Origin of the sequence: uncultured Pelagimonas sp., from assembly GCF_947498515.1 — a bacterium.
Taxonomy (GTDB): domain Bacteria; phylum Pseudomonadota; class Alphaproteobacteria; order Rhodobacterales; family Rhodobacteraceae; genus Pelagimonas.
The window spans coordinates 105,262-131,782 of record NZ_CANMKO010000001.1 but is presented as its reverse complement, the minus strand read 5'-3'; the positions used below and the strand labels follow the sequence as shown (position 1 = coordinate 131,782).

Sequence of the window (26,521 nt, the reverse complement as noted above, 5' to 3'; positions counted from 1 at the left end):
TCAGGCGGCCAACCCGCGACCTTTCAAAAGGGCATCGACCCCAGGCATCCGCCCACGGAACGCCAGATAAAGCGCCTCGGCGTCCTGTGATCCACCGGCCGACAGGATGTGTTTTTCAAGCTTGGCGGCCATATCCGCGTCAAACGGATCACCGACCTCTTCGAACGCGGCAAAGGCATCTGCGTCCATCACTTCGGACCACATATAGCTATAATAGCCGCTGCTGTAGCCGTCGCCGGAAAACACATGGGCGAAATGCGGCGTGGCATGGCGCATCGAAATTGCGCGCGGCATGCCGATGTTTTCCAACACTTCGGCCTGCTTTTGCATCACATCCGCCGGGGCCGGACCGTCATGAAAGGCCAGATCAACCAAGGCCGAGGCGACATATTCAACCGTCTGGAACCCCATATCGAAATTCGCGGCACCAAGCACTTTGTCAAGCAAGGCCTTGGGCATCGGGTCACCGGTTTCGGCATGGGTGGCGAATTTTTCCAACACCTCCGGCACTTCAAGCCAGTGCTCATAAAGCTGGCTTGGTAGTTCGACAAAATCACGTGCCACCGAGGTGCCAGAAATCATGTCATAGGTCACATCCGATAGCATTTGGTGCAGCGCATGACCAAATTCATGGAACAAGGTGCGCGCATCATCATAGGACAGCAGAGCCGGATCGCCTTTGGCAAAGTTGCACACGTTGACGACAATCGGGATTTGCACATCGGGGAATTTGCGTTGTGAACGGATCGCCGAACACCACGCGCCCGACCGTTTTGACCCGCGGGCAAAATAGTCACCGATGAACACCGCAACCGGGGCACCATTGCGGGTGACTTCCCAAGCGCGGGCATCTTCGTGATACAAAGGCACGTCTAGGGGCGCGAATTCGAGATCAAACAGCCGCGTGGCGCAATCAAACGAGGCCTCGATCATCTTCTCCAATTGGAAATAGGGTTTGACCTCTGCCTCATCGAGATCATGTTCCGCCTTGCGCCGTTTTTCGGCGTAATAGCGCCAATCCCACGCCTCTAACGGGCCGTCTATCCCGTCGGCTTTCAGCATGGTTTCCAAAACCTGTGCATCCGCGTCCGCTTGGGTTTTGGCCGGTCCCCAAACCGCCATCAACAGCTCGCGCACCTTGTCCGGCGTGCCCGCCATCTCGGTTTCCAACTTGAACCCCGAAAAGTCGTCATAGCCCAAAAGCTTGGCGCGCTCTTCGCGCAACGCTAGGGTTTCATTGGCAATATCCCGGTTGTCTGTCGCGCCACCATTGGCCCCGCGTGCGCCCCATGCCTGATAGGCACGTTCGCGCAACGCCCGTTTGGGGGAAAACTGCAAAAACGGCACAATGACCGACCGTGACAACGTCACAACCGGGCCAAGACCACGCTCCTCGCCCGCCGCACGCATCGCGCCGATAACAAAATCAGGCAACCCGTCTAGGTCCGCCTCAGAGACCTCCATGACCCAATCACGCTCATCCGCCAAAAGGTTCTGCGTGAAGGATGTGCCCAAAACCGCCAGACGGTTTTTCACCTCGGTCATCCGGTCGGCCTCGGCCCCGTCCAAGGCCGCGCCGGCACGGACAAAATTGCGATGCAACAACATCAAAACCCGGCTTTGTTCATCATTTAGGTCAAGCGTGTCACGTGCCTCCCAAACCGCTTGAATGCGTTCAAACAGCGCGGTGTTGGAATAAATCGCAGAGCTATGCGCCGAGAGTTTCGGCGAAAACTCCCGCATTAGGGCTTCGCGGGTTTCATTGCTATCGGAGCCCGAAATGTTGAAAAAGACCGAGGCCACCTTGTCCAAGGCCGCGCCGGTGCGCATCAACCCTTCGATGGTATTGGCAAAATCTGGGGCCTCAGGGTTGGCGACCAAGGCCTCGACCTCTTGCAAATCCTGCGCCATTGCGGCGTCAAAGGCCGGGGCAAAATCACCATCTGCGATCTTGTTAAAAGGCGGCAGCCCAAAAGGCGTATCCCATTCTTGCAACAGCGGGTTGGTCATTGACGCATCTCCATATCTTTGGCTGAAACCTAGGGTGCGCAACCCATGGCTGCAATGGCTTACACGAAATCAAAGCTGCAAATGCAAGTGATCATCATGGCGTGCTGCCCGGCATCCTTGGAACCGCAGTTTTTCATCGCTTAGTCCCAAATCTTTTGCTAAAGGCGGCTCGAGGAACAGCTTGGAAACCCGCGGATCGTTAAGCAGTGCTTGGGTCAAGGCTCGTGTCCTTGCCCTATCCACCTCAAAATCGGACCACAAAGGTTGCAACGGCGTCAAAGACCACCGCATCGTTGGCCAAGCATCTGGACATTGCTTGGCCTCCAGAGTCTCAAAGGCAAAATACCCGATGGGAGACCGCGTTTGACCGGGCAAATATCCCTGCGCATCGCGATAGAAAAAAGCAAAGTCCAGCTTTTCACCATCGTCATGTGACAAGTGCGGGATCAGGGGGAAACCCTCCCAAAAGGGCAAGTTGCCATCGAGGTAAAGCGTCTGCGTCCCCGGATATTCTTGCGCAACTTTGTCGGCGGCGATTTGTGCGACATCCGCCATCTCAGGCGTCACAAAATGGCGCATTGTCACGCAATAAAACACCGACTGCGCCCGGAGCGTTTCTCCGAAACAGGGCAAAGCCACCCGCCCGAAAAACGGCGCGATCTGTAGCGCCGCTCCCCACAGCGCCGCATAAACCAGCAGAAAAACCAAAACCCGTTGACGAAACCGCAAAGCAATCAGCCAAGCCAAACCGCCCAATTGCGTGAGCAGCGTCAGAAACAGGATCCAACCCACATGCCCGGCCCAGATCAGCCCCCGCAGCACGGGCAGCCCTCACGTTTTTTCAACGTGATTTTTCGGGTTTCGCCCCAGAGCGCGTCATAGATTAACATCTCGCCCCGCAAAACCGCGCCCGCCCCGGTGATCAATTTGACCGCCTCGACGGCCATCATCGACCCAACAACGCCGGGCAAAGGCCCCAAAACGCCTGCTTCGGCACAGCTTGGGGCCAATTCCGGAGCCGGTGCGCTTGCGAAAATGCACTGGTAACACGGCCCGCCGTTGGCCGGATCAAAGACGCTGACCTGACCCTCCCACTGGCTAAGTGCGCCGGAAATCAGAGGTTTGCCCAAGGCAACCGCCGTTTCATTGACCAAGTAGCGGGTGTCAAAATTGTCGGTTCCATCCAGAACAACATCATAGTCGGCCATAAGCTCTTTGGCGATGTCGGCGGACAGGCGGCGTTTGTAGGGCCGCACTTTGAGATAGGGGTTAATGGCCTTCATCCGCGTTTCGGCGGAAAACACCTTGGGGGTGTCAATGGCGTCATCGCTGTGAATAACTTGCCGCTGCAAGTTACCTGCGTCGACGACATCGTCATCAATCACCCCGATGGTGCCAACGCCCGACGCTGCCAAATAGAGCAAGGCCGGAGAGCCAAGACCCCCTGCCCCAATGACCAAAACCTTGGCCTCTTTTAGCTTTTTCTGCCCCGGCCCGCCGAGTTCACGCAAAACGATATGGCGGGCATAGCGCGACAGCTCGCCTTCGGCAAAAAGGCTTTCATTCTGGGTCACGGGTATCTCCTTGGCCTGCGCTTTGGATCGCAGTTTAGCCAAGCCAACCCGATAGACCCAGACCATGGCGGAGAATCCCAGCAGGATCAGCCAAAAGGCCGCAGACCCGCCTGTTGCGATGCGCAATGGGTGGCCGTCAGGCAGCACCAGATGCAACAGGATCACCGCCCCAAAGAGCACCATCAACAAGGCCCAGCGCAGCGGTTTTGGCGCTTTGGTCAAGTGGCCAACACCCCAAATCAGCGCTGCCAAGCCAAGAACAAGGATCACGTCATTGCCTCCCGGTGGAGCCAAATCCGCCGGCACCGCGCGCTGTATCATCCAATTCGGAGACCAGCTCAAATTGCGCCTGCACAACAGGGGCGACGATCATCTGTGCGATCCGATCGCCATGCGCAATGACAAACGGCTCCTGCCCTACATTCATCACAATGACCCCCAAAGGCCCGCGATAATCACTGTCGATCGTGCCGGGGCTATTGGGCAAGGTGATGCCATGTTTCAACGCCAAACCACTGCGCGGTCGCAGCTGAACCTCAAACCCTTTCGGGATGGCCAAGCGCAACCCGGTCGGGACCAAAATGCGCGATCCGGGGGCCAGTTCTATGCTTTGCCGATCCGTAAAATTGGCCCGCAGGTCCGCGCCCGCCGCCCCATGCGAGGCATAGTGAGGCAACCCTAGGGATTGGTCGGCACCCTCATCCCACATCAATTGAACAGCAATCACACCTGCCCCCATTTCTCGTTGCGCTGAAAGCGGCGCGCGTTAGCTGTCGCCCAGATAGGCCGCGATACGATCCGCCAATGCCCGTGCAACTTCATCTTTGCTCATACGTGGCCAGTCTTCCGACCCATCCTCAGAAATCAAAACAATCGCGTTTTCTGATCCGCCCATGATGCCGGTTTCCGGCGACACGTCATTGGCAACGATCCAATCACAGCCCTTACGCACCCGTTTGGAGGTTGCATTGGCAACCACATCGTCGGTCTCGGCGGCAAAGCCAACCACCAAATCCGGTCTCCCCCCGTCCATCTGGGAGACCTCGGCCAAAATGTCCGGGTTTTCGGCAAATTCCAAAACCGGCAATCCGCCTTTTGTCTTTTTGATCTTGCTGTCCGAAGCGCTGGCCACCCGCCAATCCGCCACAGCCGCCGCAAAAACCCCGGCGTCCACTGGCAGGGCATTGATCACAGCCTCATGCATCTCGCGGGCGGATTGGACCTCGATGACGTCTACGCCTGTTGGCCGGGCCGCCTCGGCCGGGCCGGTGACAAAGGTCACATCCGCCCCCAGCGCCCGTAGCGCATTGGCGATGGCCGTGCCCTGCGCACCCGAGGACCGATTGGCGATATAGCGCACCGGATCAATGGGTTCATGTGTCGGGCCAGACGTGACCAAAACCTTGCGACCACGAAGCGGACCGTCGGCAAACGCGGTTTGAATGGCGGCGACAATCTCCATCGGTTCCGCCATGCGCCCCGGACCATATTCGCCACAGGCCATATCTCCGTCATTTGGCCCAGCAACCGAAACCCCGTCGGCCTTTAGCGTGGTCAAATTGCGCTGTGTCGCCGGGTGATCCCACATACGCACATTCATCGCCGGGGCAATCATCACCGGCGTGTCGGTCGCCATCAACAAAGTGGTCGCCAGATCACTGGCCAACCCGTTGGCCATCTTACCCATCAAATCCGCGGTCGCCGGGGCAACCACAACCAAATCCGCAACGCGGCTAAGTTGGATATGCCCCATCTCCGCCTCTTTGGTGAGGTCGAACAGATCGCGATGCACTTCTTCTCCGGCCAAGGCGGCGACGGACAAGGGGGTCACAAATTGTTCGGCGGCCCGAGTCATGACCGGCGTGATTGCCGCGCCGCGTTCGCGCAGGCGTCGGATCAGATCAAGACATTTATAGGCCGCGATCCCGCCACCAATGATCAAAAGAATGCGTTTGCCTGTCAGCATGATCCCACCTGCCCGTCGTTTGCCCAAGTGTTACGCGCGCGCGCAACAAGTTTCAACGCAGGCAGTTATTTAAACGCGGCGCAAGGATCGTCGCGTTCCACCGTCGGGCTAAAGGTGATTTCGTCAAACACCCCATCCGGCGGGCCAACGCCCTCTTCGCCTTGGCCTAGCGAATAGATGTCTAAATTGGGCGCAACACGGTCCAAAATCACCGGTGCCCCCCAATCTTTGCGCGCATGTCCGTTGCCGGTGATCACAGCAACCGGGCCACCGGTTTCCTCAAACGCCTGAACAACAGCTCGTGCCAAGGCAGCGTCCCGTAGCCGCTGCATATTCACCATCATCGGCAACATGTTTTCAGGAAGCGCGTCACAATGGGCGGCCATTTGCATGGCTTCCCGCTTTGTTTGCTGCGTATCTGGCAAGGGCTGATCCAACCCGAACTGCTTAGCATCTTCACCAAAAACGGCTTGGACCGGTTCACTCATTAAACGCCGGGCATCTTCGCGCGGAACAGCGCCGCCAAAAACTTGGGCCTCTGGTGCCGCAGCAAAGATCGGGTAATACATCGAAAAATCGGGCCAGCCCGAGCTTTCCCAACCCAACGCTTGTTCAAGCTGATCAGCGTTACCGACAAGGTCCGGCGTCACCAAACTGGTCTGATCAGTGGTCAGCATTTCAAAAACCAAAGCTCTGGGTTTTGCTGCTATCACACGCTCGGTCTGCCGCTTGTGGTGGCCCGGATTATCGTGCGTTTCACCAAGGAAAATAACGTCCTGCGCCGACAAAGGCACAGGGCAAACCAACATGGCAGCAGCGATCAAAGCGTAATTCATACCAAGAACTGATGCACCTCGTCGGCGTTTTCTTCAAGGCTTTTCCGCATCTTGGTCATCGCGGCGGCCTCAACCTGACGAATACGCTCTTTGGACAGGTTGAGTTCTTCGCCAAGGCTTTCGAGGGTCCGGGGCACGTCGCGCAGCTTGCGTTCGCGCACAATGTAGCGTTCCCGATCGCTCAAACGATCCATCGCGCCAACAATCCAATCACGCATCTGAAGCGTATCATGACGATCAGCAACAATTTCCGCCGCCTGCGCGCCGTCATCCGCCAAGGCATCAATCCATTCACGCCCTTCATCTTCGGTCGATTGCGTGGCGTTAAGCGAGAAATCAGACCCCGACAGGCGCCCTTCCATCATTTCAACATCGCGCAAAGGCACGCCAATTTCCGACGCGATCCGGTGGCGCAGCTGATGTCCATCCAGTGGTTCACCGGCGACCGTTGCTTCGCGCTCAATCTGTGCCTGCACACGTTTCATGTTGAAAAACAAAGATTTTTGCGCGCTGGTTGACCCGGTACGCACCATCGACCAATTGCGCATCACGTAATCTTGGATCGACGCTTTGATCCACCAAATGGCATATGTCGAAAAACGCACACCGCGATCCGGGTCGAATTTATCGGCCGCTTTCATCAACCCAAGACCCGCCTCTTGGATCAGGTCATTCATCGGCGCGCCATAGCGTCTAAATTTTGACGCTTGTGAAATCGCAAGGCGCATATAGGCGTTGATTAGGCGGTGCAACGCCTTCTCATCGCGATTGTCACGCCACGCGCGGGCCAGTTGTTGTTCAGTTTCGGCATCCAAAAGCTCAGCCTTCATGGCTGCGCGTGGTAATTGCCTATCGTTTAATCCGTCCAGTGCCATCGTAAACCCCCTGTCGTTACGCGGTACAGTTTGAATACGGTCTTGCGCGCCGTTTGGATTAGATGTGGGGTGAATTAATCTTTGAACAACCCTGAGATGACGGAGCTGTGATCAATGTTTCTGATAATCCCGCGCACAATTGAGAATTTCCCATTTCGCAAAAACTAATCCACCCTTGACATAAAGACAGGAGATTTCATGACCCATAGATTGATCATCGGTGACTATACGTATTCAAGCTGGTCCTTGCGCGGCTGGCTACTGTTGCATCGGTTTGGCATCCCGTTCCGCCCCGAGTTGGTGGAATTTGACCAAGACAGCGTTGCAAATCAGCTTAAGGCACACGCCCCGGCGCGCACGGTTCCGACCTTGATCACCGATACCGGGGATGTGGTTTGGGACAGTCTCGCCATTGCCGAGGAACTCGCAACGCGTCATCCCGACGCCGGTATTTGGCCATCCGATCCGTCAATGCGTGCTTTGGCCCGCAACTTGGCGGCGGAAATGCATTCCGGGTACAATAGCCTACGCAATGAATGCCCGATGAACCTATCCGTGGCCTACAATGGCTTTGATCCATCTGACGGAACCAAGGCCGATTTGGCACGTATTGACTACGTTTGGGGCCATGCTCTGGAGCGTTCAAATGGCCCGTGGCTCTGCGGAGAATACTCGGCCGTGGATGCGTTCTTTGCCCCGGTTGCGGCCCGTATTGCGGGCTATGGTCTTTCGGTTGGCGAGGCGGCCCAAGCCTATGTTGCGCGCCATTTGGCCGACCTGGCCTTTCGCCGATGGCGCGCTTTGGGTGAGGCCCGCGCCGTTGCCCTGCCATGGTATGCCAAAGACTTTGACACCGTAGATTGGCCCGGACCCAAGCCTTTGAGTGCCCATATCGTTGAGAGCGGCACGGCGGAAAACGCGAATTGCCCCTATTCTGGCAAGCCTGTCACGCATTTGTTTGAGGTCAAAGGCCGGACATTCGGCGTCTGCAATGCTAATTGCCGCGCCAAAACCGTTGCCGACCCAGAGGCATGGCCTGCGTTTATGGCGTTGCTGGCCTGACACCTATCTTAACCATTTCAATGGGGCGTTAACACTTTTGCAACCATGATTGTCTCAAGCTTGGCCGCCAATGTCTGGCACCGGCAAAGGAGCGGGGATCATGGTTGCACATGCCTATACAGTTGCATTCGAAGGGGTCGAAGCGCGCCCCGTCGAAGTGCAATGCGCCATAACCCCGGGTCTGCCGGCGTTTTCTATTGTGGGTCTACCAAACAAAGCCGTCTCCGAGGCCCGTGATCGTGTGCGCACCGCGCTTGCCTCCCTTGCCATTGCGCTGCCATCCAAACGGATCACAATTAACCTTTCACCGGCGGATCTCCCCAAAGAAGGGTCGCATTTCGATCTCCCCATTGCATTGGGGTTGCTCGCGGCTTTGGACATCATCCCCAAGGACGCCGTGGCGCAAACCGTTGCCTTGGGAGAGCTGTCACTAGATGGGGCATTGGTTCCGGTTTTAGGGGCTTTGCCCGCGGCCATGTCTGCTGCCAATGATGATAGGGCCTTGCTTTGCCCCTATGCCTCCGGCCCAGAGGCCGCTTGGGTCGATGCCTGCAATGTCATCGCCGCCAAAACGCTTTTGGATGTGGTGCGCCACTATTCAGGGCAAGCCGTTCTAGAACCCGCCATCGCGGGTGAAGTCGCGGCACAAACATCCTCAAAAGACCTGCGTGATGTCAAAGGTCAGGAACGGGCCAAACGCGCGCTGGAAATTGCGGCGGCTGGTCGGCATCACCTATTTATGGTCGGCACTCCCGGGTCCGGAAAATCCATGTTGGCGGCACGGATGCCCGGTATCTTGCCGCCCCTGTCCGCCCATGAGGCGCTAGAGACCTCGATGATCCATTCGGTGGCTGGTATCTTGGAAGAAGGCGGAATTCCTCGCTCTCGCCCGTATCGCCAACCCCATCACACTGCATCTATGGCGGCGATCATCGGCGGCGGGCGCGGTGCCAAACCCGGCGAGGTCAGCATGGCCCATAACGGCGTGTTGTTTCTAGATGAGTTGCCAGAGTTCCAGCGGCAGGTTCTGGAAACACTCCGACAGCCCGTTGAAACAGGCGAGGTTATGGTGGCCCGCGCCAATGCCCATATCAATTACCCCTGCCGATTCCTGCTATTGGCGGCGGCAAACCCATGCAAATGTGGGTATCTATCTGACCCTAATCAGGCCTGTTCCCGAGCACCCATTTGTGGAGAAGACTATTTGGGGCGGATTTCCGGCCCCTTAATAGATCGGTTTGACCTGCGTCTTGATGTGCCGCCCGTTTCCGTCGCCGATCTCGATCTGCCTGCGACTGGGGAGAGTTCTGAGACCGTTGCCAAGCGGGTTGCTGCCGCGCGTGACCTTCAGCGGTCAAGGTTTGAAAACCACGACAATATGCACACCAATGCCGATGCCGAAGGGCAAGCCCTAGAAGACATCGCCGCACTTGAACCCGAAAGTCGGGATCTTTTGCTGCGCGCGGCGGACCGGTTCAGGCTTTCTGCGCGTGGCTATCACCGGGTTTTGCGCGTCGCCCGGACCATTGCGGATTTGGACCAAAGCGAAAACCTACAGCGTCCACATGTGGCCGAAGCGCTGTCTTATCGTTTGGTGTCCACCAAGGAATCCTGAGCAAAACTTGCCAGTTGGCGCAAACTTTTGCGCGCCTCCGGCAGCCATCCATCCATCAGATGCCAGACATGCGGCGCATCGGATAGGCTTTGCAAGCGAACATCGCCGCCAAAACTGCGCAACCGCTCCGCCAATCGCGTGGCATCATCGCGCAAAATCTCGGTTTCGGAATAGTGGATCATCACCGGCGGGCAGTTGGGAAACGCCGCGAACAACGGTGATATGCGCGGGTCCTTGGGGTCGAGGTCGCCCAAAACGATGTCGCTTAGCTCTTGGAACCGCGCGACCGGTAAAATCACGTCGCTGTCTTTGTTCGTCTCGAGGCTTGCCCCGGTTTGGGCGAAATCGACGCAAGGTGACATTGAAAACACACCCGCAGGAACCGTTCCGCGCCGGCACAGCTCTGACAAAAGCGCAAAGGCAATACCACCCCCGGCGGAATCACCGCCCAAAACGATGTCTTTGGGCGCAAACCCCTGCGCCATCAGCCGATCCCACGCCGCCAACGCATCGTCAAAGGCCGCCGGGGCCGGGGACTCTGGAGCCAAGCGATAATGCGGGGCACAGACCTCAATGCCCGAAAGACGAGACAGCCTGCCAAGCAGCCCTTCGTATACCCACGGACTCCCGGCGACATAGCCGCCGCCGTGGAAAAAAAGAATGGCTTTGCCTATTTGACACGGGCCAGACGCGATCCAATGCAGGCCACCGGGACGTATATAGTGCCGCAAAAAGGGAGGTTTGCGAAACGCCAACCCGGCCAAAAAGTCCAAGGCCTTGCGGGCGTCATCCGGCCCGCGCGTTTTGGTCAGCTGCGGCTTGATCACATGCCGCAGCCATTTGTTCAGACATCTAAGTTGCCAACTCAGGCGCATTTGGCTTCGATAGCCAGCCAGATTTTTTCGGCAACATTGATCCCGTCAAAGCGTTCCAATTCTTGGATGCCGGTCGGCGAGGTCACGTTGATCTCGGTCAGATAGTCGCCGATCACATCAATCCCGACAAAAATCTGGCCTTTGTCACGCAATGTCGGGCCAATGGCTTTGCAGATTTCCAAATCACGCGCCGTAAGCTCGACCTTTTCGGGCCGCCCGCCAACATGCATATTTGATCGCACCTCACCTGCCGCAGGCACCCGGTTGATGGCCCCAATCGGTTCTCCATCGACCAAGATCACCCGTTTGTCGCCCGCGGTGACATCGGGGAGATATTTCTGCACAATCAACGGCTCACGTGAGAAACCGGTAAAGAGTTCGTGCAGCGAAGATAGGTTGCGATCTTGGGCGTCCAGCTTGAACACACCGGCCCCGCCGTTGCCGTAAAGCGGCTTTAGAATGACGTCGCCATGACGTTCCTTAAAGGCGCGGATCGTGCGCAAATCACGCGCCACGGTGGTCGGCGGTGTGAGGTCTGGAAAGTTCAAAACCAGAAGCTTTTCGGGAAAATTGCGCACCCAGAACGGATCATTGACCACCAAAACCTGTCCGGCCAGCCGATCAAGCAGATGGGTCGTTGTGATGTAGTGCATGTCAAATGGCGGGTCTTGGCGCAGCCAAATCACGTCAAAATCAGCAAGGTCCACAACCTCTTCGGGTTGCAAAACGGCGGGTTCATCGGCGACCCGCTGCACCGTCATCCGGTGACCACGGGCGGTGATTTTACCCTCTTCATAAGCCAATTGATCCGGCCCATAGTAAAACAGCTCATGCCCACGGGCCTGTGCCTCTTCGGCAAGGCGAAAGCTGCTGTCTGCGTTGATGTCGACACCCGAAATCGGATCCATCTGAAAGGCGATTTTCATGGTTTTTCCCCAATTCTTCTCGCCATAAATGGCGCATGCCTGCCTTGGGTTCAATGGCCGGTTCTGTTCTTAATGACCAATCGCGTTCTCGATCACGTGAATGACGCCCTGATTGTCGACCAGTGCCACGTCAAATCGCATCGACGTCAACAACCCCAAGGGTTGGGTCCCGGCGAATTCCTCAGCCGCGGATTGGAGCCGCAGCATTTGATGCGGGCTTAGCCTTTCGGCGGCGCGCGCGGTATTGCGGCTCTTCTTGACCTCAATAAATATCAAACCGTCGCCATCTTTGGCGATCAGATCAATTTCGCCGCCCTGCCCGCGCCACCGCGTTTCCAAAATCGCGAAACCGCGCCGTTCGTAGTCTTGGGCGACTTGAAGTTCCGCCGACATCCCGGCGTGAAATCCAACGCTCCCCCGAGATTGACGTACGGTTTTGATCATTCTTCATCCTCGCCTTCTTGCGCGTCATCTTGGGCCATTTGCATAGCGCGCTGGTAAACAGGGCGGCGCTTGATATCAAACTTGCCCGACACTAAATCGGCGGCGTCCCGCACCGACATGGTTTGCAGGGCCAAGCGTAGGTCCTGATCTATTAAGTCTTCGCTAACCTCGGCCTTGTCACCTTTGCCGATAAGCAAAACAATTTCGCCTTTAACGTTGTTATTCGCGTAATGGTCAGCCAAGTCCGCCAACGTCCCCCGCCGGCTTTCCTCAAACTTTTTGGTCAATTCCCGGCAAACCGAAGCAGGGCGGTCACCCCCTAAAACAGTTACGGCATCCCTCAAAGACGCCGCCAAACGTTTGGGTGATTCATAAAAAGCCAGTGTCGCCTGAACCTCGGAGAGCTCTTTCAACACCCGTTTGCGCGCCCCCGATGCATTGGGCAAAAACCCTGCGAACAAAAAACGGTCCGTCGGCAACCCCGCCAAAGTGAGCGCCGTCACCACCGCAGAGGCCCCCGGTGCGGATGTGACCGGCAATCCCTCATCCTGAACGGCGCGGGCAAGATCAAACCCGGGGTCCGAAATCATCGGCGTTCCCGCTTCGGAGGCATAAACAACGGACTTACCCGACTGCAATTCCGCCATGATCCGTGGTCGGGCGCGGGCTCCGTTATGGTCATGATAGGGAATCAGCGGTCTGTCGCCCAAGGCAATACCGTGGATTTCCATCAATCGGCGCAGGCTGCGGGTGTCTTCGGCGGCCAAAACATCTGCATCACGCAAAATATCCAATGTCCGCAACGTGATGTCGCGGGCATTCCCAATCGGTGTCGCCACCAAATACAGGCCCGCAGTTAGGTTTTGACGCATGCCAACGTAATTTTCCCCGTCAATCATCGCGCCATTCCCCGCCTTGTCCTGATTCATTGCTGGACCCCTCACTCTGCTTGTTTATATTCGCGGTCAACCAAGCGCGGGGCGAACCCGCGACAAAAACGAGGGAGTTCTCCGTCCATGTTTGCTGTTTTGTCCCCCATGCGCAAGGCGTTACGCCCCGCAATTGGCCTCGCGGCCGCTGTGATGCTTTCTGCTTGTGACCCGGCTGCGATTGGCGGTTTGGGCGGAGGCGCGGGCGGAAACTCTGGCCCGAAAATCGATCCGAAAAAGCCGATTCAGGTGGCGTTGTTGGTGCCCAAGTCCGATGCCCAAGCTGCTTCTATCGCTGTTTCTATGGAGAACGCAGCAAGATTGGCCATCGCCGAGTTGAATGGCGTTCAAATCGAATTGAAAACCTATGACACAGCCGGGGTGGCCTCAACAGCAGCAGCCCAAGCGCAGCGTGCCGTTGATGAAGGTGCGAAAATCATTCTCGGCCCCTTGCGCGCCGACGCGGTGAACGAAGCCGGTCGCGCCGTTGCCGATGAAGGCATCAACGTTTTGGGCTTTTCCAACAACCCATCCATCGCGGGCGGCAATGTCTTTATTTTGAGCCCGACGTTCAACAATACGGCCAACCGACTGATGGCGCATGCCCGCAGCCAAGGCAAAAAGAGCGTCGTGATTGTCTATTCCGATGATGTCCCCGGTCAATTTGGCCGCTCTGCCATTGAACTTGCAGCAGCAGCAAACGGTATCCGAGTTGTGTCCTCAGAAGGGTATACCCTATCTGTCGAAGGCGTGACCGCCACCGCCCAAGCCGCCGCCGCCGCAGTCAAAACCGGCGAAGCGGATTCCATCTTTATCACCACCGATGCAACCAACGCCGCGATGCCGATGTTGCTTAACCAATTGCCAAGCAACGGCATTGCACCGGATCAGGTTCAATATGTTGGCCTGACACGATTTGACGTGCGCCCCGATCTGTTTAGCCTGCCCGGCGCAACGGGTGTTTGGTTCGCGCTTCCTGACCAGGGCCAACAAAACGCCTTCAATAGCCGTTATTCCGCTGCCTATGGTTCTGCTCCCCATCCCCTTGCCGGGATCGCCTATGACGGCATCTCTGCGATTGGGGCCTTGGCCAAACAAGGTAGGGGCGACGCTTTGACCGCCAAAGCATTGACCCGGGGTACTGGCTTTAACGGCACCGGGGGTGTATTCCGCTTGAAAGCGGATGGCACCAACGAACGGGCGCTATCTGTGGCAACGATCAAAGACAATCAGATGGTGATCCTTGACCCAGCCCCAAAAGCCTTCTCAGGCGCAGGTTTCTAAGACCGACACACAAGACAAAGACCTGATGCCGGACAACCTAATTGCCCCGGCATCAGCGATTTTCGATCTTCCCACCATTCGCGCCGAGCTTTTTGAAAGCTTTCCCAAAGACGCCAAGGAAGCCGAGATTCGCAAGCTTACTGTGGCCAAGCTGGCGCAAGCGCGCGACGTTGGGCGCAAAGTGATCGCCGAAGCCCTTGCCGCAGAACCCTTTGGGGCCCGCCGCACCACCCGCGCCTATACATGGCTAACCGATGGCATGGTCCGCTTGACCTTTGAGGTCGCGACCAAACGTTTGCACAAACTCAACAATCCGACCGAAGGTGAACGCCTTTCGGTGATTGCCGTTGGCGGTTACGGGCGCGGCGAAATGGCCCCGTTTTCCGACGTCGACCTGCTGTTTCTGACCCCCTACAAGATCACCGCTTGGGCCGAAAGCGTCATTGAGTCGATGCTTTACATGCAGTGGGACCTGAAGATGAAGGTTGGCCATAGCTCTCGCACGGTCAAGGACTGTCTTCGTCTTGGCGGTGAAGATATGACAATCCGCACCGCCATGTTGGAACACCGCCATTTGACCGGTGACGCCCCGCTTGCAGAAGAGCTGAACCAACGTTTGCTAAATGACCTGTTTACCGGGACCGAGCGTGAGTTTGTCGAGGCGAAACTGGCCGAACGCGATGCCCGGCACGAAAAGCAGGGCCAGCGTTACATGGTTGAGCCCAACATCAAAGAGGGCAAGGGCGGGTTGCGCGACCTGCAATCGCTCTATTGGATCGCCAAATATGTTCACCACACCGATGACATCTCGGAATTGGTGCAGCTTGGGGTGTTTCACCCAGATGAGAACGAGAAATTCGTTCAAGCCGCGCGGTTTTTGTGGGCGGCGCGCTGTCACCTGCATCTCGCGGCTGGGCGACCTGTTGAACAGCTTAGCTTTGACATGCAGGTCGAAGTGGCCGACCGCATGGGCTACACCGACAAACCCGGACGGCGCGGTGTGGAATGGTTTATGCAGGACTATTTCCGCCATGCCACGGCCGTTGGTGATCTCACGCGGATTTTCTTGACCTCGCTTGAGGCCGATCACAAGAAGGCCCCGCCGCTGCTTGAGCGGCTTTTCAAGCGTAAACCAAGGGTCAAATCGGGTTTCAAAGTCGTCAATGGCCGTCTGGCTATCGCAGATGACAGCGCATTTCTGAATGATAATCGCAACATTCTGGGCCTCTTCGGAGAAGCCTTGCGCACCGGGCTCTTGATCCACCCCGACGCGATGCGGCTTGTCACTGCCAATCTGGATTTGATCAATGATGACATGCGCAACGACAAAGAGGCGCAAAAGCAGTTTCTTGATCTGCTGCTAAAGCATGGCAACCCCGAACGCGCGCTGCGACGTATGAATGAGCTTGGGGTTTTATCGGCCTTTATCCCCGAATTCGCCCCGATTGTGGCGATGATGCAATTCAACATGTATCACCACTACACGGTCGACGAGCACACCATTCAGGTCATCCAACACCTTGCCAATATCGAACGCGGCGAAGTGGGCGAAGAGCTTCCGGTGTCCACCGAGATCATCGAAGGCGGCATCAATCGCAAGGTCATGTATGTCGCCCTTTTGTTGCACGATATTGGCAAAGGTCGGGACGAAGATCACTCGATCTTAGGGGCCAAGATCGCCCGCAAAGTCGCACCGCGCCTTGGCTTAAAACCCAAAGAGGCGGCGACGGTGGAATGGCTGGTTCGCCACCATCTGGTCATGTCGGACATGGCTCAGAAACGCGACATTGCCGATCCACGGACCGTGCGCGATTTCGCCAAGGTGGTCAAAACGGTTGAGCGGCTCGATCTACTATGTGTTTTGACGGTCTGCGATATTCGCGGCGTTGGGCCTGATACGTGGAACAATTGGAAAGCCTCCCTGATCCGCGCGCTTTACCGTCAAACCCGGCGGGCGCTCGAAGATGGTATGGAAGCGCTTAATCGCGAAAACCGTGGTGCCGAGGCCAAGAAACTTCTGCGGGAACGTTTGCCGGATTGGCCGACTGCTGCCCTGCGTAAAGAAGCAGGCCGCCACTATCCGCCCTATTGGCAAGGGTTCCACATCACCGCCCATCTGGTTTTTGCCGAACTGCTTCGTGACATTTCCGATGATGAAATCAAGATCGATATTCATCCCGACGAAGACCGCGACGCCACCCGTGTCTGCTTTGCCATTGCCGATCATCCGGGGATTTTCTCGCGGCTGACCGGGGCCTTGGCCCTTGTTGGGGCCAATATTGTCGATGCGCGCACGTTTACCACCAAAGATGGCTATGCCACCGCCGCATTTTGGATTCAGGACAGTGACGAAGCCCCCTATGAGGCGTCTCGTATTCCGCGCCTCAAGGATATGATCCGCAAAACGCTCATGGGGGAGGTGGTCGCACGCGAGGCGATCAAATCCAAAGACAAGCTCAAGAAACGCGAACGCGCCTTCAAGGTGCCGACGTCGATCACCTTTGATAATGATGGCTCCGAGATTTACACAATCATCGAGGTCGATACGCGCGACCGCCCCGGGCTGCTGTATGACTTGGCTCGGACACTGGCAGATTCCAATGTCTACATCGCGTCTGCGGTGATCGCGACCTATGGTGAACAAGTCGTAGATACATTCTATGTCAAAGACATGTTTGGTTTGAAATTCTACTCAGAGAGCAAACAAAGAACGCTGGAAACCCGCCTGCGCGCGGCTATCACAGCGGGTGTCAAACTCGCCAATAGCTAAGTGAGAATGTGGTGGCGCGACAATGTCGGGCCGCCATTGCATCCACCAAAAACTTCGCTACCACTGGGGAATGACACTCAACTGGGCAATTTTTGGAACCGGCTTTATTTCTAATAAAGTCATCGACGGTATCACGCGAAGCGATGGCTCGCAGGTGCAGGTCATCTTAGGTCGTAAGCCAGAGGTTTTGACCAAATTTCAGGCCGCGCATGGCATCCCAAAGACTTCGACCGACTATGAAGCGGTTTTGGCCGATCCGTCTATCGATGCGGTCTATATTGGGCTTCCCAACCATGTGCATCACACACTCACCACCGCGGCAGCCAAGGCGGGCAAGGCGGTGTTGTCGGAAAAATCCCTAACGACCACCATGCAAGACGCAGACACATTGCTTGCGTCAGTTCGGGAACATCAGACCTTTTTTGTCGAAGGGTTCATGTATCTGGCTCATCCGCTTCTGCGGCGGTTTTATGAGGTTATACAGGATGGGCGTCTGGGGGATTTGCGGTCAGTGTCCGGAGTTTATGCCGCCGATATCTGGAAATTCGTGAATCCCTTGGGGATGGGAACGCTCTACAATTTGGGGTGCTACCCGGCGTCCTTGTTGCATCTCACCGTTCAAACCATGTGCGGACAAGAGGCCTTTGTGAAACGCGTTCTACACGGTGTTGGCAACCTAAACAGCGACAACACCATTTGTGATGCCGCCTGTTCGGTGCGCTTCGACAATGGTGTCCTTGCAACGCTGCAATCCACGGATAGCTACGGCACAAGCAATGCGTTTAGCGTTTTGGGGAGCAAGGGAGAACTGCGTTTTGTTTCCAACCCTTGGCAACCCATCGCCGGACGCTCACATTTGCAATGGCGCCCCTATGACGGTGACGTCGAAGACATCTATGTCGAAAATGATTTTGACGCCTTCTATCACCAGATCAAAATGGTTGAACGGCATGTGATGGCCAAAGAGCAAGAGGCAGCGCGCCCCTCACCCAGCCATCAAGATAGTTATGAGATCATGCAGTTTCTAACCGATTGGGAATCTGCGTGCCGTCAGGGCTAAAACAAAAGCCGATCTGATATCAGATCGGCTTTTTCAATTTCGTTTATCCGTAAATCGCTCGGGCTTGCCTAAATGACATGAGCTTGTGGCTTTGCTCATCCCAAAGGTGCAACCGCACCGAGGCAAAGCTTTCGCGGATGGTCATCCGGTTTGAGCTTGCCAGTTCCGCATGATCACGCAGCACTTCGGGCAGGCGATAGAATGGGATGCGGCTATAGAGATGGTGCACATGGTGAATGCCGATATTAGCACTCGCCCATTGCAAGGCCTTTGGCAACACATAGTAAGAGCTGCCGTGGAGCGCCGCGTCGTGCAATTGCCAGTCTTCTTCTGCTTCCCAATGGGCATTTTCGAACTGGTGCTGGACGTAGAACAACCACATGCCGATCGTCGCGGCGGTGAGCGTTGACGGAACAAAGATAATAAGGATTGGGGCCCAGCCGCCAAACCAATACATAATGGCCAACGCAACAAACAAAGCTAGGTTGGTCAACATGGCGCTGATCCAGTATTTGCTCATGTTCATCAAGCCAATCGGCAATCTGTTTTGAAGAAAGAACAGATAGCTTGGCCCAAAGCCAAACAAGATGATCGGGTTGCGATAGAGGCGGTAGTTCAGGCGCCCAAGCCAGCTTAGGGCGCGATACTCAGCCACGGTCATCGTGTGAATATCACCGATGCCCCGGCGTCCAAGGTTGCCATGCGAACTATGGTGAATCGAATGGGTGCGGCGCCAGACATCATAAGGGGTCAGCGTAAGAACACCCAGAACACGACCCAGCCAATCATTCATGCGGCGGCTGGCAAAAAACGATCCATGCCCACAATCGTGTTGGATTGTGAACAAGCGGACCAAAAACACGCCAATCGGGAGCGACAAGGCAAATGACAGCCAGTAGCTAACCGATAGCGCCTTCCACGCCAGAACCCAAAGCAAGATGAAAGGAATCGCGGTAACCGCCACCTCAAACCAGCTCTGCTTCCAGTTTGGGTCGCGATATTGCGAAAGAAGTTTGACCCAATCACGGGGGTCGCGGGGTTCGGACTGCTGTGCCGAAGGATCTGATTGTCGGTCCATGCGCCTGTACTGCTGTCGTAAGTTTCAGCCTAGATACCGGATTGCGACAGTATCGCAACGTCAATATCGTCTCAGGGCACTTATCATTTGGTTAACAGTGCCCGAAAAGCAAGAATACGCCGGTTGGTTGGGAAAATGACACAATCTGACCCGCCCAAACTCAGATATTTTGGTGCAAGTCATCGCAGTTTGATCAAATTCTCAAAAAACGGCCAATGCCCAATCGGGATTTTGGGTAAAGGATTCGGTATATTTCCGCCCAAACGAAAGTTATGACCGCTTCGCGCTCACCCAGGCCCAAACAACTGTCGCCACATAAGCCAAGCACAAAACGATCAACGTCAGCCATGCGTAAGTGAGCAGCGCCGCGAATACGATCGAGATCGCAAAGAAGAAAAACTTCAGGTTGCTGCGGGAAATTTTGGTCGCTTTGAATGACCAAGTTGGCACTTGCGACACCATCAGCAAACCGATGATGATAATATATAGGCACAAAACCAAACCCGGCAGGCCATTGCTTTCGGGAAAGGCAAACGACCAGTAAAGCGGCACCATCACCAAATACGCCCCGGCCGGAGACGGGACCCCTTCGAAAAAGGCGCTTGAGCCTTCGTTTTCGGATGTTTTGTTGCCAACATTAAATCGCGCCAAACGAATAACGCAGCACATCGCAAAGACCAGCGCTGCAAACCACCCGATGCCGCGCACGTCTTGCAAGGCCCAGAAATACAGTATGAGCGGCGGGGCGACACCGAAGTTCAGGAAATCGGCAAGCGAATCCAACTCCGCCCCCATTTCGCTGTCGCTGCCCAAGGCCCGTGCCAATCGGCCATCTAACCCATCCAAAACACCCGCAAGCAGAATCAGGTTCACCGCCAGCACATAGTTATCCTGTGCCGCCATGCGAATGGCCGTCAATCCGGCGCAAATCGCGGCAATGGTCAGCGCATTTGGCAGCAGCTGGATAAGCGAAAACTCGCGTTCTTGTTTTTCATTGGGGTTTGTCATGCCTAACTTGATCAGCCTCAGCCCTTGGCCGTCAAGTCAGCAAGTACAGTTTCACCGGCAATCATCGTCTGCCCAAGCTGAACCATCGGGTCAACACCGTCGGGCAAATACACATCCAGACGAGAGCCAAAACGGATCAGGCCAAAGCGTTCACCCGTTTGCAATTCTACGCCGGGGTCAACAAAACAAACAATCCGACGCGCAACCAAGCCCGCGATTTGCACAACAGCCAAATCACGACCATCGGCCATTTCGATGCGCAAGCTGTTGCGTTCATTGTCTTTGCTGGCCTTATCAAGCGAGGCGTTAAAGAACTTGCCCGGACGGTAGGCCACAGCCGTGACTTTACCGGCGATGGGCGCGCGGTTCACGTGGCAATTAAAGACGCTCATAAACACGCTGACACGGGTCAACGGGGCGTCGGCCATGCCTAGTTCCGCAGGAGGGACGGCTTTTTCGATCAACGAAACGATGCCATCCGCCGGGCTGATGATGAGCCCTTCTTTTTGTGGAGTGACCCGCTCTGGATCGCGAAAGAAGTAATAGCACCAGACGGTCAGGCCGACGCCGATCCAACCCAATGGCTCCCAGATCAGGAACAGAACAAATGTGATCGCGGCGAAGATGGCGACGAATTTGCGCCCTTCGGGGTGCATCGGCTTGATAAACGTGTCGCGCATACGCATGGCAATCACTCTCCTATGTCTTTGGATCACTGTGTCTTAAGTGGTTGCGCCCTAAACGCAAGGGGGCACAGCGCTTGACCGCCAAGAATTGCGCCAAAGCCGGGCAATTCGAAATCAGTTGTCAACAAATTTGCTTCATAACGCTGGTTGAACAGAAAAGATGAGGGGCAGAATGCACCGTTGGTTACTTGTTATCGGGCTTTGGATGTGTGGCTTGGGGGGCTCCTTCGCTGTTGCGGAACAATTGCCGATGGACAATCGCGGTAGCCTTTTGGCCACCCGTCAGCCGATGTTTGCAACCTCTGGCCCGGCAACAACCGCCCCACGCAACAACAGCAGCCTGTTTGCCGGTCAATCCGCAGGGAGCCTTTTGGCCCCCTACCCCGCGCGTGCAAAACCCAAACCCACCGCGGCCCGCTTTCATTTGGGGATGACCCCAAACACCCCCTTGGCGCGCATCCGTCATCTGATTGCTTTGGCTGAGGCCGGCAAGAAGGGTTATGACGCCGTTCAACATGGGGCCAAACGCAAGCCGTCCAAACGCCCGACCGACATGACAATTCAAGAGATTTATACCTGGATCGCCGACACACCGGGACAGCAACACGCCATTGGACGCTATCAATTCATCCCCGCAACCCTGCGCCGTTTGGTGAAAAAGCGCGGGATTAGCCGTCAGGCGCGGTTCGACAAGAAAACTCAAGATGCCTTGGCCGATGTTCTCTTGGCCGAAGCTGGGGTTCATGAGGTGATCAAAGGTGAACTGCCACGCCGTCGTTTTATGCACAACCTTGCCAAAATCTGGGCCGGTCTGCCGACGTCAAATGGGGAATCCTATTACAAGGGGATCGCGGGCAACAAAGCCACGATGAGCTGGTCGCATTTCGACCAAGAAATGAGACGGATCTTTCCGGGGTAAATGCGCTTTGAAAGCCGCTTGAAACACCGGTTTGGCCAAAGGGTTTCCTGCCCCGTTTACCCGAACAGCCAAATCCGATAGGCCTGCCGCAATTCGAAAGGCAGCTATCATGAAACCGATCAAACTGATTTCAGGCGTGATGACCGTCGGCTTTTGGACATTGGCAAGCCGCATTCTGGGATTTGTCCGCGAAATCATGATCCTGAGCCTCATTGGCCCCGGCCCTGTCATGGATGCCTTTGTCGCCGCCTTTCGCTTGCCCAACATGTTTCGCCGTTTCTTTGCCGAAGGGGCGTTCAATGCCGCCTTTGTACCAATGTTTTCCAAGAAATACGAAGCGGATGAAGACCCGGTCGGATTTGCCCGCGATGCTTTAAGCGGCCTAGCCTTGGTTCTAACAATACTCACAGCGCTAGCCTTGATTTTCATGCCTGCCCTTGTCTATGCGACCGCTGGTGGCTTGGCGGGGGACGGACGTTTTGACCTCACCGTCGGGTACGGCCGGATCGTCTTTCCCTATATCTTCTTCATCTCGCTTGCGGCGCTGTTCTCTGGCGTTTTGAACGCGACCGGCCGCTTTGCCGCCGCCGCCGCCGCACCTGTCTTGCTCAACATTTTCTCCATTCTTTCTATGGCCATCGCGCATGCTGTGGGCGGTGAAGTTATCACTTGGCTGGTTTGGACAATACCTTTTGCAGGGATCGCGCAGCTGGCACTGGTTTGGATCGCCACTGATCGCGCCGGAATCAAGCTCCGGCCAACGCGTCCGCGCTGGACGCCCGACATGAAAATGCTGGTCGTGACCGCCGTTCCCGCCGCCCTCGCGGGTGGCGTTATGCAGATCAACCTGCTCGTTGGCCAATGGGTTGCGTCGAGCTTCGACAGCGCCATTTCATGGCTCTATTCAGCGGACCGTCTGTATCAACTACCGCTCGGCGTTGTCGGAATCGCCGTGGGGATTGTTTTGCTGCCTGACCTGTCCCGCCGCCTTAAGGCCCAAGATGAAACAGGCGGGCGCGAGGCGTTTTCGCGGGCTGGGGAATTGTCATTGGCGCTAACCATTCCGTCTGCGGTTGCTTTGATGGTTGTGCCTTTGCCACTCGTTTCTGTTCTTTTTGAACGCGGTGCGACATCCCATGCCGACGCCCAAGCGATTGCTTTGGCCGTTGCGATCTATGGCCTGGGCCTGCCGAGTTTTGTCTTGCAAAAAGTGCTGCAACCGCTGTTTTTTGCCCGTCACGACACCAAAAGCCCGTTTCGCTATGCGGCTTGGGCGATGGTGATCAACGCCGTGCTGGCCTTTGGGCTTGCACCCGTGATCGGCTGGTTTGCACCGGCGATCGCAACGACGGTCGCGGGTTGGGTCATGGTGGCGATGCTGGCCAATGGCGCGCGCAAAATGGGGGACGTCGCCCGCTTTGACGGCCGCTTTTACAGCCGCCTCTGGCGCATTTGTCTTGCTTCGGCCGTGATGGGCGGCGTTCTTTGGGCGGCACATCTGGCGTTGAGCCCATGGCTCTATACCCAATATGTCCGATATTTGGCGCTTTTGGTACTGATTGCCATCGGATCACTCGCCTATGGCGTATCGGGTCAGATGATTGGCGCGTTTAGCATTTCGGAACTGCGCGGCATAATACGGCGACGCAAATAATCAATTTCGCCGCATCAACTCCAAGAACCGTGACCAGCCGCCGGGAACCAGCAAAACGGTGATCACAAACCCTGTGGCAAATCCGGCCAGCTCGGCAACCCAAGAATTATCGCCACCGAATAAGAGCGCAAAAAGGAACTGGATCACCAAAAGCATCCCGATCAACCGGAACGCCAAAATCTGAGGCGCGCCCAAGGCCCCGAGCTTTGCCCACATGAAATATGTGAACCCGCCAATAAGACCGTAGGCAGGCGGATAGGCCCCGATCAAAATGCGCGGATCATCAAACACCAGCCCATAGGCCAAGGCCCCAACGGCGGCGGTTGAGAAATAGATTACCACAAATTTCCAAGCCCCGAGGGATTCGGCCACGATTTTGCCCATCGCCAAAAGGATCACCATCGCAAACAGCCCGTGGGTGAAATTGGCGTGGACAAACACGTAGCCGAAAAAGCGGATCAGGTGTTCGACCGGCCATTGCCCGGTGGTGATCATCCATTCAAAGACCTTGTCTGAAAAGCCAAACCGCTCCCACGCTTCGATGCGCCAACCAACGGCGGACCGATCACCGATCAATCCGCGCTCGGCGAGATTGAAGGCCAACTCCAAACCCGCCATCACCAGAAAGAGGGCCACCACAACCGGAGGAAGCGGGTTAACAGCGCGTTCATTATGCGGATGGGTCATTTCTGCTCTTTCTTGACGATGCCTGATGCCATGGGTAAGCCACACGAGTTCATTATTCCAGACGGAGATAGAAATATGACAGAGGGCGTCCAAACCCCATCTGCATTTACCCCACGCATCTTTTCGGGGATCAAACCCTCGGGAGGGCTGACGCTGGGCAACTACCTTGGCGCGATCCAGAAATTTGTCGCCGCTCAGGATGCTGGTACCGAAAGCATCTTTTGCGTGGTGGACCTGCACGCCATCACCGTCTGGCAAGACCCCAGCGATCTGCGCACTGCCACCCGCGAAGTGGCGGCGGGCTATATCGCCTCGGGCCTTGATCCGGCGAAATCGATCCTTTTCAACCAAAGCCAAGTGCACGAGCATGCGGAATTGGCATGGATATTCAACTGTGTCGCACGTGTTGGTTGGATGAACCGCATGACCCAGTTCAAGGAAAAAGCCGGTAAGAACGCGGAAAAGCAATCGCTTGGGCTATATGCTTACCCATCGCTGATGGCGGCGGATATTTTGTTGTATCACGCCACGCATGTCCCGGTTGGTGAAGACCAGAAACAGCACGTTGAGCTTACCCGCGATATCGCGGCCAAGTTTAACCACGACTACAAGGTCGACTTTTTCCCAATCGCCGAACCGGTCATCGAAGGCCCAGCCGTACGGGTGATGAACCTGCGCGACGGGTCCAAGAAGATGTCGAAATCTGGTGAAAGCGACATGGAACGCATCAACATGCTCGATGATGCGGATAAGATTGCCAAGAAGTTCAAGAAAGCCAAGACCGATCCGGAACCGCTTCCGGAGACGCTTGACGGATTAGATGGCCGCCCCGAAGCGCGCAATTTGGTCAACATTTATGCGTCGCTATCTGGTCAAACCTCTGAACAGGTGATCAGCGACTATGCCGGGGCCGGTTGGGGCAAATTCAAACCTGCGCTGGCGGATTTAGCTGTCGAGAAGCTTGCGCCAATTTCGGACGAAATGCGACGCTTGATGGATGACCCGACTGAGATCGACAAAATCCTTGCGCAAGGGGCCGAAAGAGCCCGTGCCATCGCGGCACCGGTCCTGAAACGGACCTACGACATCGTCGGAATGGTGCGTTAAATCAAAGGCGTCGCTGGGGTCGACTACCTATCAAGAACCCAGCGGCGCGCCTCTTCCAACTCTGCCCGTTTGAACGATTTCATCCGTATCCCCAAAGTGCTGGGAGCCGCAGAAATGATCGGGCAATACCAGCCGATATCCGACACAATCGCCACCCGGTCGATATGCGCCAAAAGCCCGCCATCTGCGGGCCCCGGTTCGGTGGCGATTTGCTCATCGAAACCCGCGAAACTGTCGATGATTTCGATGACCTGAATGCTTCCTTGTACCTCAATGAACCCGGCCATTGGCATCATAATAGATGCATAGTCTTCGCGGCACAGAGCGCCACGCACGGTAATCTCTATTGTGCGTCGCTCGGGGAATTCGGCATAGGCCATGGGCACGTTGGGCATCTCCTTTTGCTAAAAAGTAGAACCCCTTACCTTGCGTCACCTTGATCCCAATCAACTAGCGTCACTTACCCCCATAGACAAGACCCGGGCCGACAATCGCAGGGCATGGCTTGGGTCTTGGGCGACCGGCGGCATCACCGGGTCATAGGCGGCCTTGATGACCGCACCGATCTTGGGATGCAAAACAACCTGACCGCTTTCTAGCTTGGCCAAAGGTGAGCGTTCCGAAAACGCCGTTTCGGACCACAAGAGAAAGACTTGAGCGACTTGGCTGAGCGCCAAATCCTCGGCTGGCTGTTTCGCCATGACGTCATCCATCCGCAAAAAGACAAACGCAGCCTGAATGGCACCCGTGTTATCGAACCGAAAAACCCGGTATTGGTTTGCCCCAGCGTCTTTGAGGCGGGCCACCATGTCACCAAGCCCATCGATCAGGCGATCAAGGTCCGGGACGCCAAGCAACTCATCCCAATCGCGGAAAAAGAACATCATGACGTTTGACCCAAGCTCCGGGTCGGTTTCCGCCATTTTGTGATCGGACAAAACGCACAGCGCCTCAAACGCCCCTTTGACCATGCTCAGGGTCTCATCTTCGACACCAAAGACAATCGGCACGATCGGCCTGCCCCAGCGGGCGCATAGATAAGAGCCGTCATTGCGGGTAAACAGTTTCTCGATCTCTTGCGGTGTCATGACGTCTCCTGCGGCTGGGTCTGCCCGATATGGGTTTCAAAACCTGCGCGGGGTTTAGCCACAGTCGG

General features: G+C 56.2%; 25 protein-coding genes. 8 read left to right on the top strand and 17 right to left on the bottom strand.

Features of this window, described 5'->3' with window-relative positions; all coding sequences use genetic code 11:
• The 7 genes from Q1A43_RS00735 to Q1A43_RS00705 all read right to left on the bottom strand — a co-directional run bounded on the left by Q1A43_RS00735 (position 1) and on the right by Q1A43_RS00705 (position 7,261).
• Positions 1-2,010, bottom strand: a complete 2,010-nt coding sequence (locus Q1A43_RS00735) for a M3 family metallopeptidase (protein ID WP_299931718.1) — start codon at positions 2,008-2,010, stop codon at positions 1-3.
• 69 nt (positions 2,011-2,079) lie between these two features.
• On the bottom strand, positions 2,080-2,832 hold the full coding sequence (locus Q1A43_RS00730) for a hypothetical protein (protein ID WP_299931716.1): 753 nt from the start codon (positions 2,830-2,832) through the stop codon (positions 2,080-2,082).
• Positions 2,817-3,854, bottom strand: coding sequence for a molybdopterin-synthase adenylyltransferase MoeB (moeB, locus tag Q1A43_RS00725; RefSeq protein ID WP_299932499.1), 1,038 nt, complete (start codon positions 3,852-3,854; stop codon positions 2,817-2,819). The genes Q1A43_RS00730 and moeB overlap by 16 nt, the downstream gene beginning before the upstream one ends.
• 1 nt (position 3,855) lies before the next feature.
• Positions 3,856-4,311 carry a dUTP diphosphatase gene (gene dut, locus Q1A43_RS00720; RefSeq protein WP_299931714.1) on the bottom strand — a complete coding sequence of 152 codons (456 nt, stop codon included), beginning with the start codon at positions 4,309-4,311 and terminating at the stop codon, positions 3,856-3,858.
• A gap of 39 nt (positions 4,312-4,350) precedes the next feature.
• Entirely contained in the window at positions 4,351-5,550 is a 1,200-nt protein-coding gene (coaBC, locus tag Q1A43_RS00715; protein WP_299931712.1) for a bifunctional phosphopantothenoylcysteine decarboxylase/phosphopantothenate--cysteine ligase CoaBC, read from the bottom strand.
• Between the two features lie 65 nt (positions 5,551-5,615).
• Positions 5,616-6,386: a ChaN family lipoprotein gene (locus Q1A43_RS00710; RefSeq protein WP_299931710.1), complete on the bottom strand. Its 771-nt coding sequence runs from the start codon at positions 6,384-6,386 to the stop codon at positions 5,616-5,618.
• Complete coding sequence (locus tag Q1A43_RS00705) at positions 6,383-7,261, bottom strand: RNA polymerase factor sigma-32 (protein ID WP_299931708.1); 879 nt, start codon at positions 7,259-7,261, stop codon at positions 6,383-6,385. The genes Q1A43_RS00710 and Q1A43_RS00705 overlap by 4 nt, the downstream gene beginning before the upstream one ends.
• 198 nt (positions 7,262-7,459) lie before the next feature.
• Between Q1A43_RS00705 and Q1A43_RS00700 the strand changes: the two genes are divergently transcribed.
• Both Q1A43_RS00700 and Q1A43_RS00695 read left to right on the top strand, forming a co-directional pair.
• Positions 7,460-8,323, top strand: a complete 864-nt coding sequence (locus Q1A43_RS00700; protein ID WP_299931706.1) for a glutathione S-transferase family protein — start codon at positions 7,460-7,462, stop codon at positions 8,321-8,323.
• Between the two features lie 100 nt (positions 8,324-8,423).
• Positions 8,424-9,938, top strand: coding sequence for a YifB family Mg chelatase-like AAA ATPase (locus Q1A43_RS00695; protein WP_299931704.1), 1,515 nt, complete (start codon positions 8,424-8,426; stop codon positions 9,936-9,938).
• Here the strand turns inward: Q1A43_RS00695 and Q1A43_RS00690 are convergent.
• From Q1A43_RS00690 to rsmI, 4 genes are all read right to left on the bottom strand, one after another.
• Positions 9,908-10,765, bottom strand: coding sequence for an alpha/beta hydrolase (locus Q1A43_RS00690; protein ID WP_366944215.1), 858 nt, complete (start codon positions 10,763-10,765; stop codon positions 9,908-9,910). The genes Q1A43_RS00695 and Q1A43_RS00690 overlap by 31 nt on opposite strands.
• 38 nt (positions 10,766-10,803) lie before the next feature.
• A complete protein-coding gene (gshB, locus tag Q1A43_RS00685) occupies positions 10,804-11,739 on the bottom strand; it encodes a glutathione synthase (RefSeq protein WP_299925373.1) in 936 nt (311 codons plus the stop codon).
• Between the two features lie 69 nt (positions 11,740-11,808).
• On the bottom strand, positions 11,809-12,183 hold the full coding sequence (locus Q1A43_RS00680) for a YraN family protein (RefSeq protein ID WP_299925370.1): 375 nt from the start codon (positions 12,181-12,183) through the stop codon (positions 11,809-11,811).
• Positions 12,180-13,082 (bottom strand): 16S rRNA (cytidine(1402)-2'-O)-methyltransferase, encoded by a 903-nt coding sequence (gene rsmI / locus Q1A43_RS00675; RefSeq protein ID WP_299932493.1) that lies wholly within the window; start codon positions 13,080-13,082, stop codon positions 12,180-12,182. Before rsmI ends, Q1A43_RS00680 begins: the two co-directional genes overlap by 4 nt.
• Positions 13,083-13,220: 138 nt before the next feature.
• Between rsmI and Q1A43_RS00670 the strand changes: the two genes are divergently transcribed.
• The 3 genes from Q1A43_RS00670 to Q1A43_RS00660 all read left to right on the top strand — a co-directional run bounded on the left by Q1A43_RS00670 (position 13,221) and on the right by Q1A43_RS00660 (position 18,226).
• The gene (locus Q1A43_RS00670) at positions 13,221-14,396 is read left to right on the top strand and encodes a penicillin-binding protein activator (protein ID WP_366140026.1); all 1,176 of its coding nucleotides are present in this window, start codon (positions 13,221-13,223) and stop codon (positions 14,394-14,396) included.
• 25 nt (positions 14,397-14,421) lie between these two features.
• On the top strand, positions 14,422-17,166 hold the full coding sequence (locus Q1A43_RS00665; RefSeq protein ID WP_299932490.1) for a [protein-PII] uridylyltransferase: 2,745 nt from the start codon (positions 14,422-14,424) through the stop codon (positions 17,164-17,166).
• Between the two features lie 70 nt (positions 17,167-17,236).
• Positions 17,237-18,226, top strand: a complete 990-nt coding sequence (locus Q1A43_RS00660; RefSeq protein WP_299931702.1) for a Gfo/Idh/MocA family oxidoreductase — start codon at positions 17,237-17,239, stop codon at positions 18,224-18,226.
• A gap of 43 nt (positions 18,227-18,269) precedes the next feature.
• On the opposite strand, the gene Q1A43_RS00655 is transcribed toward Q1A43_RS00660, so the two are convergent.
• From Q1A43_RS00655 to Q1A43_RS00645, 3 genes are all read right to left on the bottom strand, one after another.
• A complete protein-coding gene (locus tag Q1A43_RS00655; protein WP_299931700.1) occupies positions 18,270-19,304 on the bottom strand; it encodes a fatty acid desaturase in 1,035 nt (344 codons plus the stop codon).
• 270 nt (positions 19,305-19,574) lie between these two features.
• On the bottom strand, positions 19,575-20,312 hold the full coding sequence (gene pssA, locus Q1A43_RS00650) for a CDP-diacylglycerol--serine O-phosphatidyltransferase (RefSeq protein ID WP_299925355.1): 738 nt from the start codon (positions 20,310-20,312) through the stop codon (positions 19,575-19,577).
• A gap of 17 nt (positions 20,313-20,329) precedes the next feature.
• Positions 20,330-20,998, bottom strand: coding sequence for a phosphatidylserine decarboxylase (locus Q1A43_RS00645; protein WP_299925352.1), 669 nt, complete (start codon positions 20,996-20,998; stop codon positions 20,330-20,332).
• A gap of 172 nt (positions 20,999-21,170) precedes the next feature.
• On the opposite strand from Q1A43_RS00645, the gene Q1A43_RS00640 reads away from it, so the two are divergent.
• Both Q1A43_RS00640 and murJ read left to right on the top strand, forming a co-directional pair.
• The gene (locus tag Q1A43_RS00640; protein ID WP_299931698.1) at positions 21,171-21,917 is read left to right on the top strand and encodes a hypothetical protein; all 747 of its coding nucleotides are present in this window, start codon (positions 21,171-21,173) and stop codon (positions 21,915-21,917) included.
• Between the two features lie 109 nt (positions 21,918-22,026).
• Positions 22,027-23,571 (top strand): murein biosynthesis integral membrane protein MurJ, encoded by a 1,545-nt coding sequence (murJ, locus tag Q1A43_RS00635; RefSeq protein ID WP_299931696.1) that lies wholly within the window; start codon positions 22,027-22,029, stop codon positions 23,569-23,571.
• Here murJ and Q1A43_RS00630 read toward each other — a convergent pair whose 3' ends face one another.
• Positions 23,572-24,258, bottom strand: a complete 687-nt coding sequence (locus Q1A43_RS00630; protein ID WP_299931694.1) for a rhomboid family intramembrane serine protease — start codon at positions 24,256-24,258, stop codon at positions 23,572-23,574.
• 75 nt (positions 24,259-24,333) lie between these two features.
• Here Q1A43_RS00630 and trpS point away from each other — a divergent pair, with 75 nt between their 5' ends.
• Complete coding sequence (trpS, locus tag Q1A43_RS00625) at positions 24,334-25,365, top strand: tryptophan--tRNA ligase (RefSeq protein WP_299925341.1); 1,032 nt, start codon at positions 24,334-24,336, stop codon at positions 25,363-25,365.
• A gap of 23 nt (positions 25,366-25,388) precedes the next feature.
• Here the strand turns inward: trpS and Q1A43_RS00620 are convergent, their stop codons facing one another.
• Positions 25,389-25,760: an STAS/SEC14 domain-containing protein gene (locus tag Q1A43_RS00620; protein WP_299931693.1), complete on the bottom strand. Its 372-nt coding sequence runs from the start codon at positions 25,758-25,760 to the stop codon at positions 25,389-25,391.
• Between the two features lie 51 nt (positions 25,761-25,811).
• The gene (locus tag Q1A43_RS00615; protein WP_299931692.1) at positions 25,812-26,453 is read right to left on the bottom strand and encodes a hypothetical protein; all 642 of its coding nucleotides are present in this window, start codon (positions 26,451-26,453) and stop codon (positions 25,812-25,814) included.
• Positions 26,454-26,521 lie beyond the last annotated feature (68 nt).

Coding starts and splice junctions, on each gene's coding strand:
- Q1A43_RS00735 (WP_299931718.1), bottom strand. CDS start 2,010: ATGACCAACCCGCTGTTGCAAGAATGGGATACGCCTTTTGGGCTGCCG.
- coaBC (WP_299931712.1), bottom strand. CDS start 5,550: ATGCTGACAGGCAAACGCATTCTTTTGATCATTGGTGGCGGGATCGCG.
- Q1A43_RS00710 (WP_299931710.1), bottom strand. CDS start 6,386: ATGAATTACGCTTTGATCGCTGCTGCCATGTTGGTTTGCCCTGTGCCT.
- Q1A43_RS00705 (WP_299931708.1), bottom strand. CDS start 7,261: ATGGCACTGGACGGATTAAACGATAGGCAATTACCACGCGCAGCCATG.
- Q1A43_RS00700 (WP_299931706.1), top strand. CDS start 7,460: ATGACCCATAGATTGATCATCGGTGACTATACGTATTCAAGCTGGTCC.
- Q1A43_RS00695 (WP_299931704.1), top strand. CDS start 8,424: ATGGTTGCACATGCCTATACAGTTGCATTCGAAGGGGTCGAAGCGCGC.
- gshB (WP_299925373.1), bottom strand. CDS start 11,739: ATGAAAATCGCCTTTCAGATGGATCCGATTTCGGGTGTCGACATCAAC.
- Q1A43_RS00680 (WP_299925370.1), bottom strand. CDS start 12,183: ATGATCAAAACCGTACGTCAATCTCGGGGGAGCGTTGGATTTCACGCC.
- rsmI (WP_299932493.1), bottom strand. CDS start 13,082: ATGATTGACGGGGAAAATTACGTTGGCATGCGTCAAAACCTAACTGCG.
- Q1A43_RS00670 (WP_366140026.1), top strand. CDS start 13,221: ATGCGCAAGGCGTTACGCCCCGCAATTGGCCTCGCGGCCGCTGTGATG.
- Q1A43_RS00665 (WP_299932490.1), top strand. CDS start 14,422: ATGCCGGACAACCTAATTGCCCCGGCATCAGCGATTTTCGATCTTCCC.
- Q1A43_RS00660 (WP_299931702.1), top strand. CDS start 17,237: ATGACACTCAACTGGGCAATTTTTGGAACCGGCTTTATTTCTAATAAA.
- Q1A43_RS00655 (WP_299931700.1), bottom strand. CDS start 19,304: ATGGACCGACAATCAGATCCTTCGGCACAGCAGTCCGAACCCCGCGAC.
- pssA (WP_299925355.1), bottom strand. CDS start 20,312: ATGACAAACCCCAATGAAAAACAAGAACGCGAGTTTTCGCTTATCCAG.
- Q1A43_RS00645 (WP_299925352.1), bottom strand. CDS start 20,998: ATGCGTATGCGCGACACGTTTATCAAGCCGATGCACCCCGAAGGGCGC.
- Q1A43_RS00640 (WP_299931698.1), top strand. CDS start 21,171: ATGCACCGTTGGTTACTTGTTATCGGGCTTTGGATGTGTGGCTTGGGG.
- murJ (WP_299931696.1), top strand. CDS start 22,027: ATGAAACCGATCAAACTGATTTCAGGCGTGATGACCGTCGGCTTTTGG.
- Q1A43_RS00630 (WP_299931694.1), bottom strand. CDS start 24,258: ATGACCCATCCGCATAATGAACGCGCTGTTAACCCGCTTCCTCCGGTT.
- trpS (WP_299925341.1), top strand. CDS start 24,334: ATGACAGAGGGCGTCCAAACCCCATCTGCATTTACCCCACGCATCTTT.
- Q1A43_RS00620 (WP_299931693.1), bottom strand. CDS start 25,760: ATGCCCAACGTGCCCATGGCCTATGCCGAATTCCCCGAGCGACGCACA.
- Q1A43_RS00615 (WP_299931692.1), bottom strand. CDS start 26,453: ATGACACCGCAAGAGATCGAGAAACTGTTTACCCGCAATGACGGCTCT.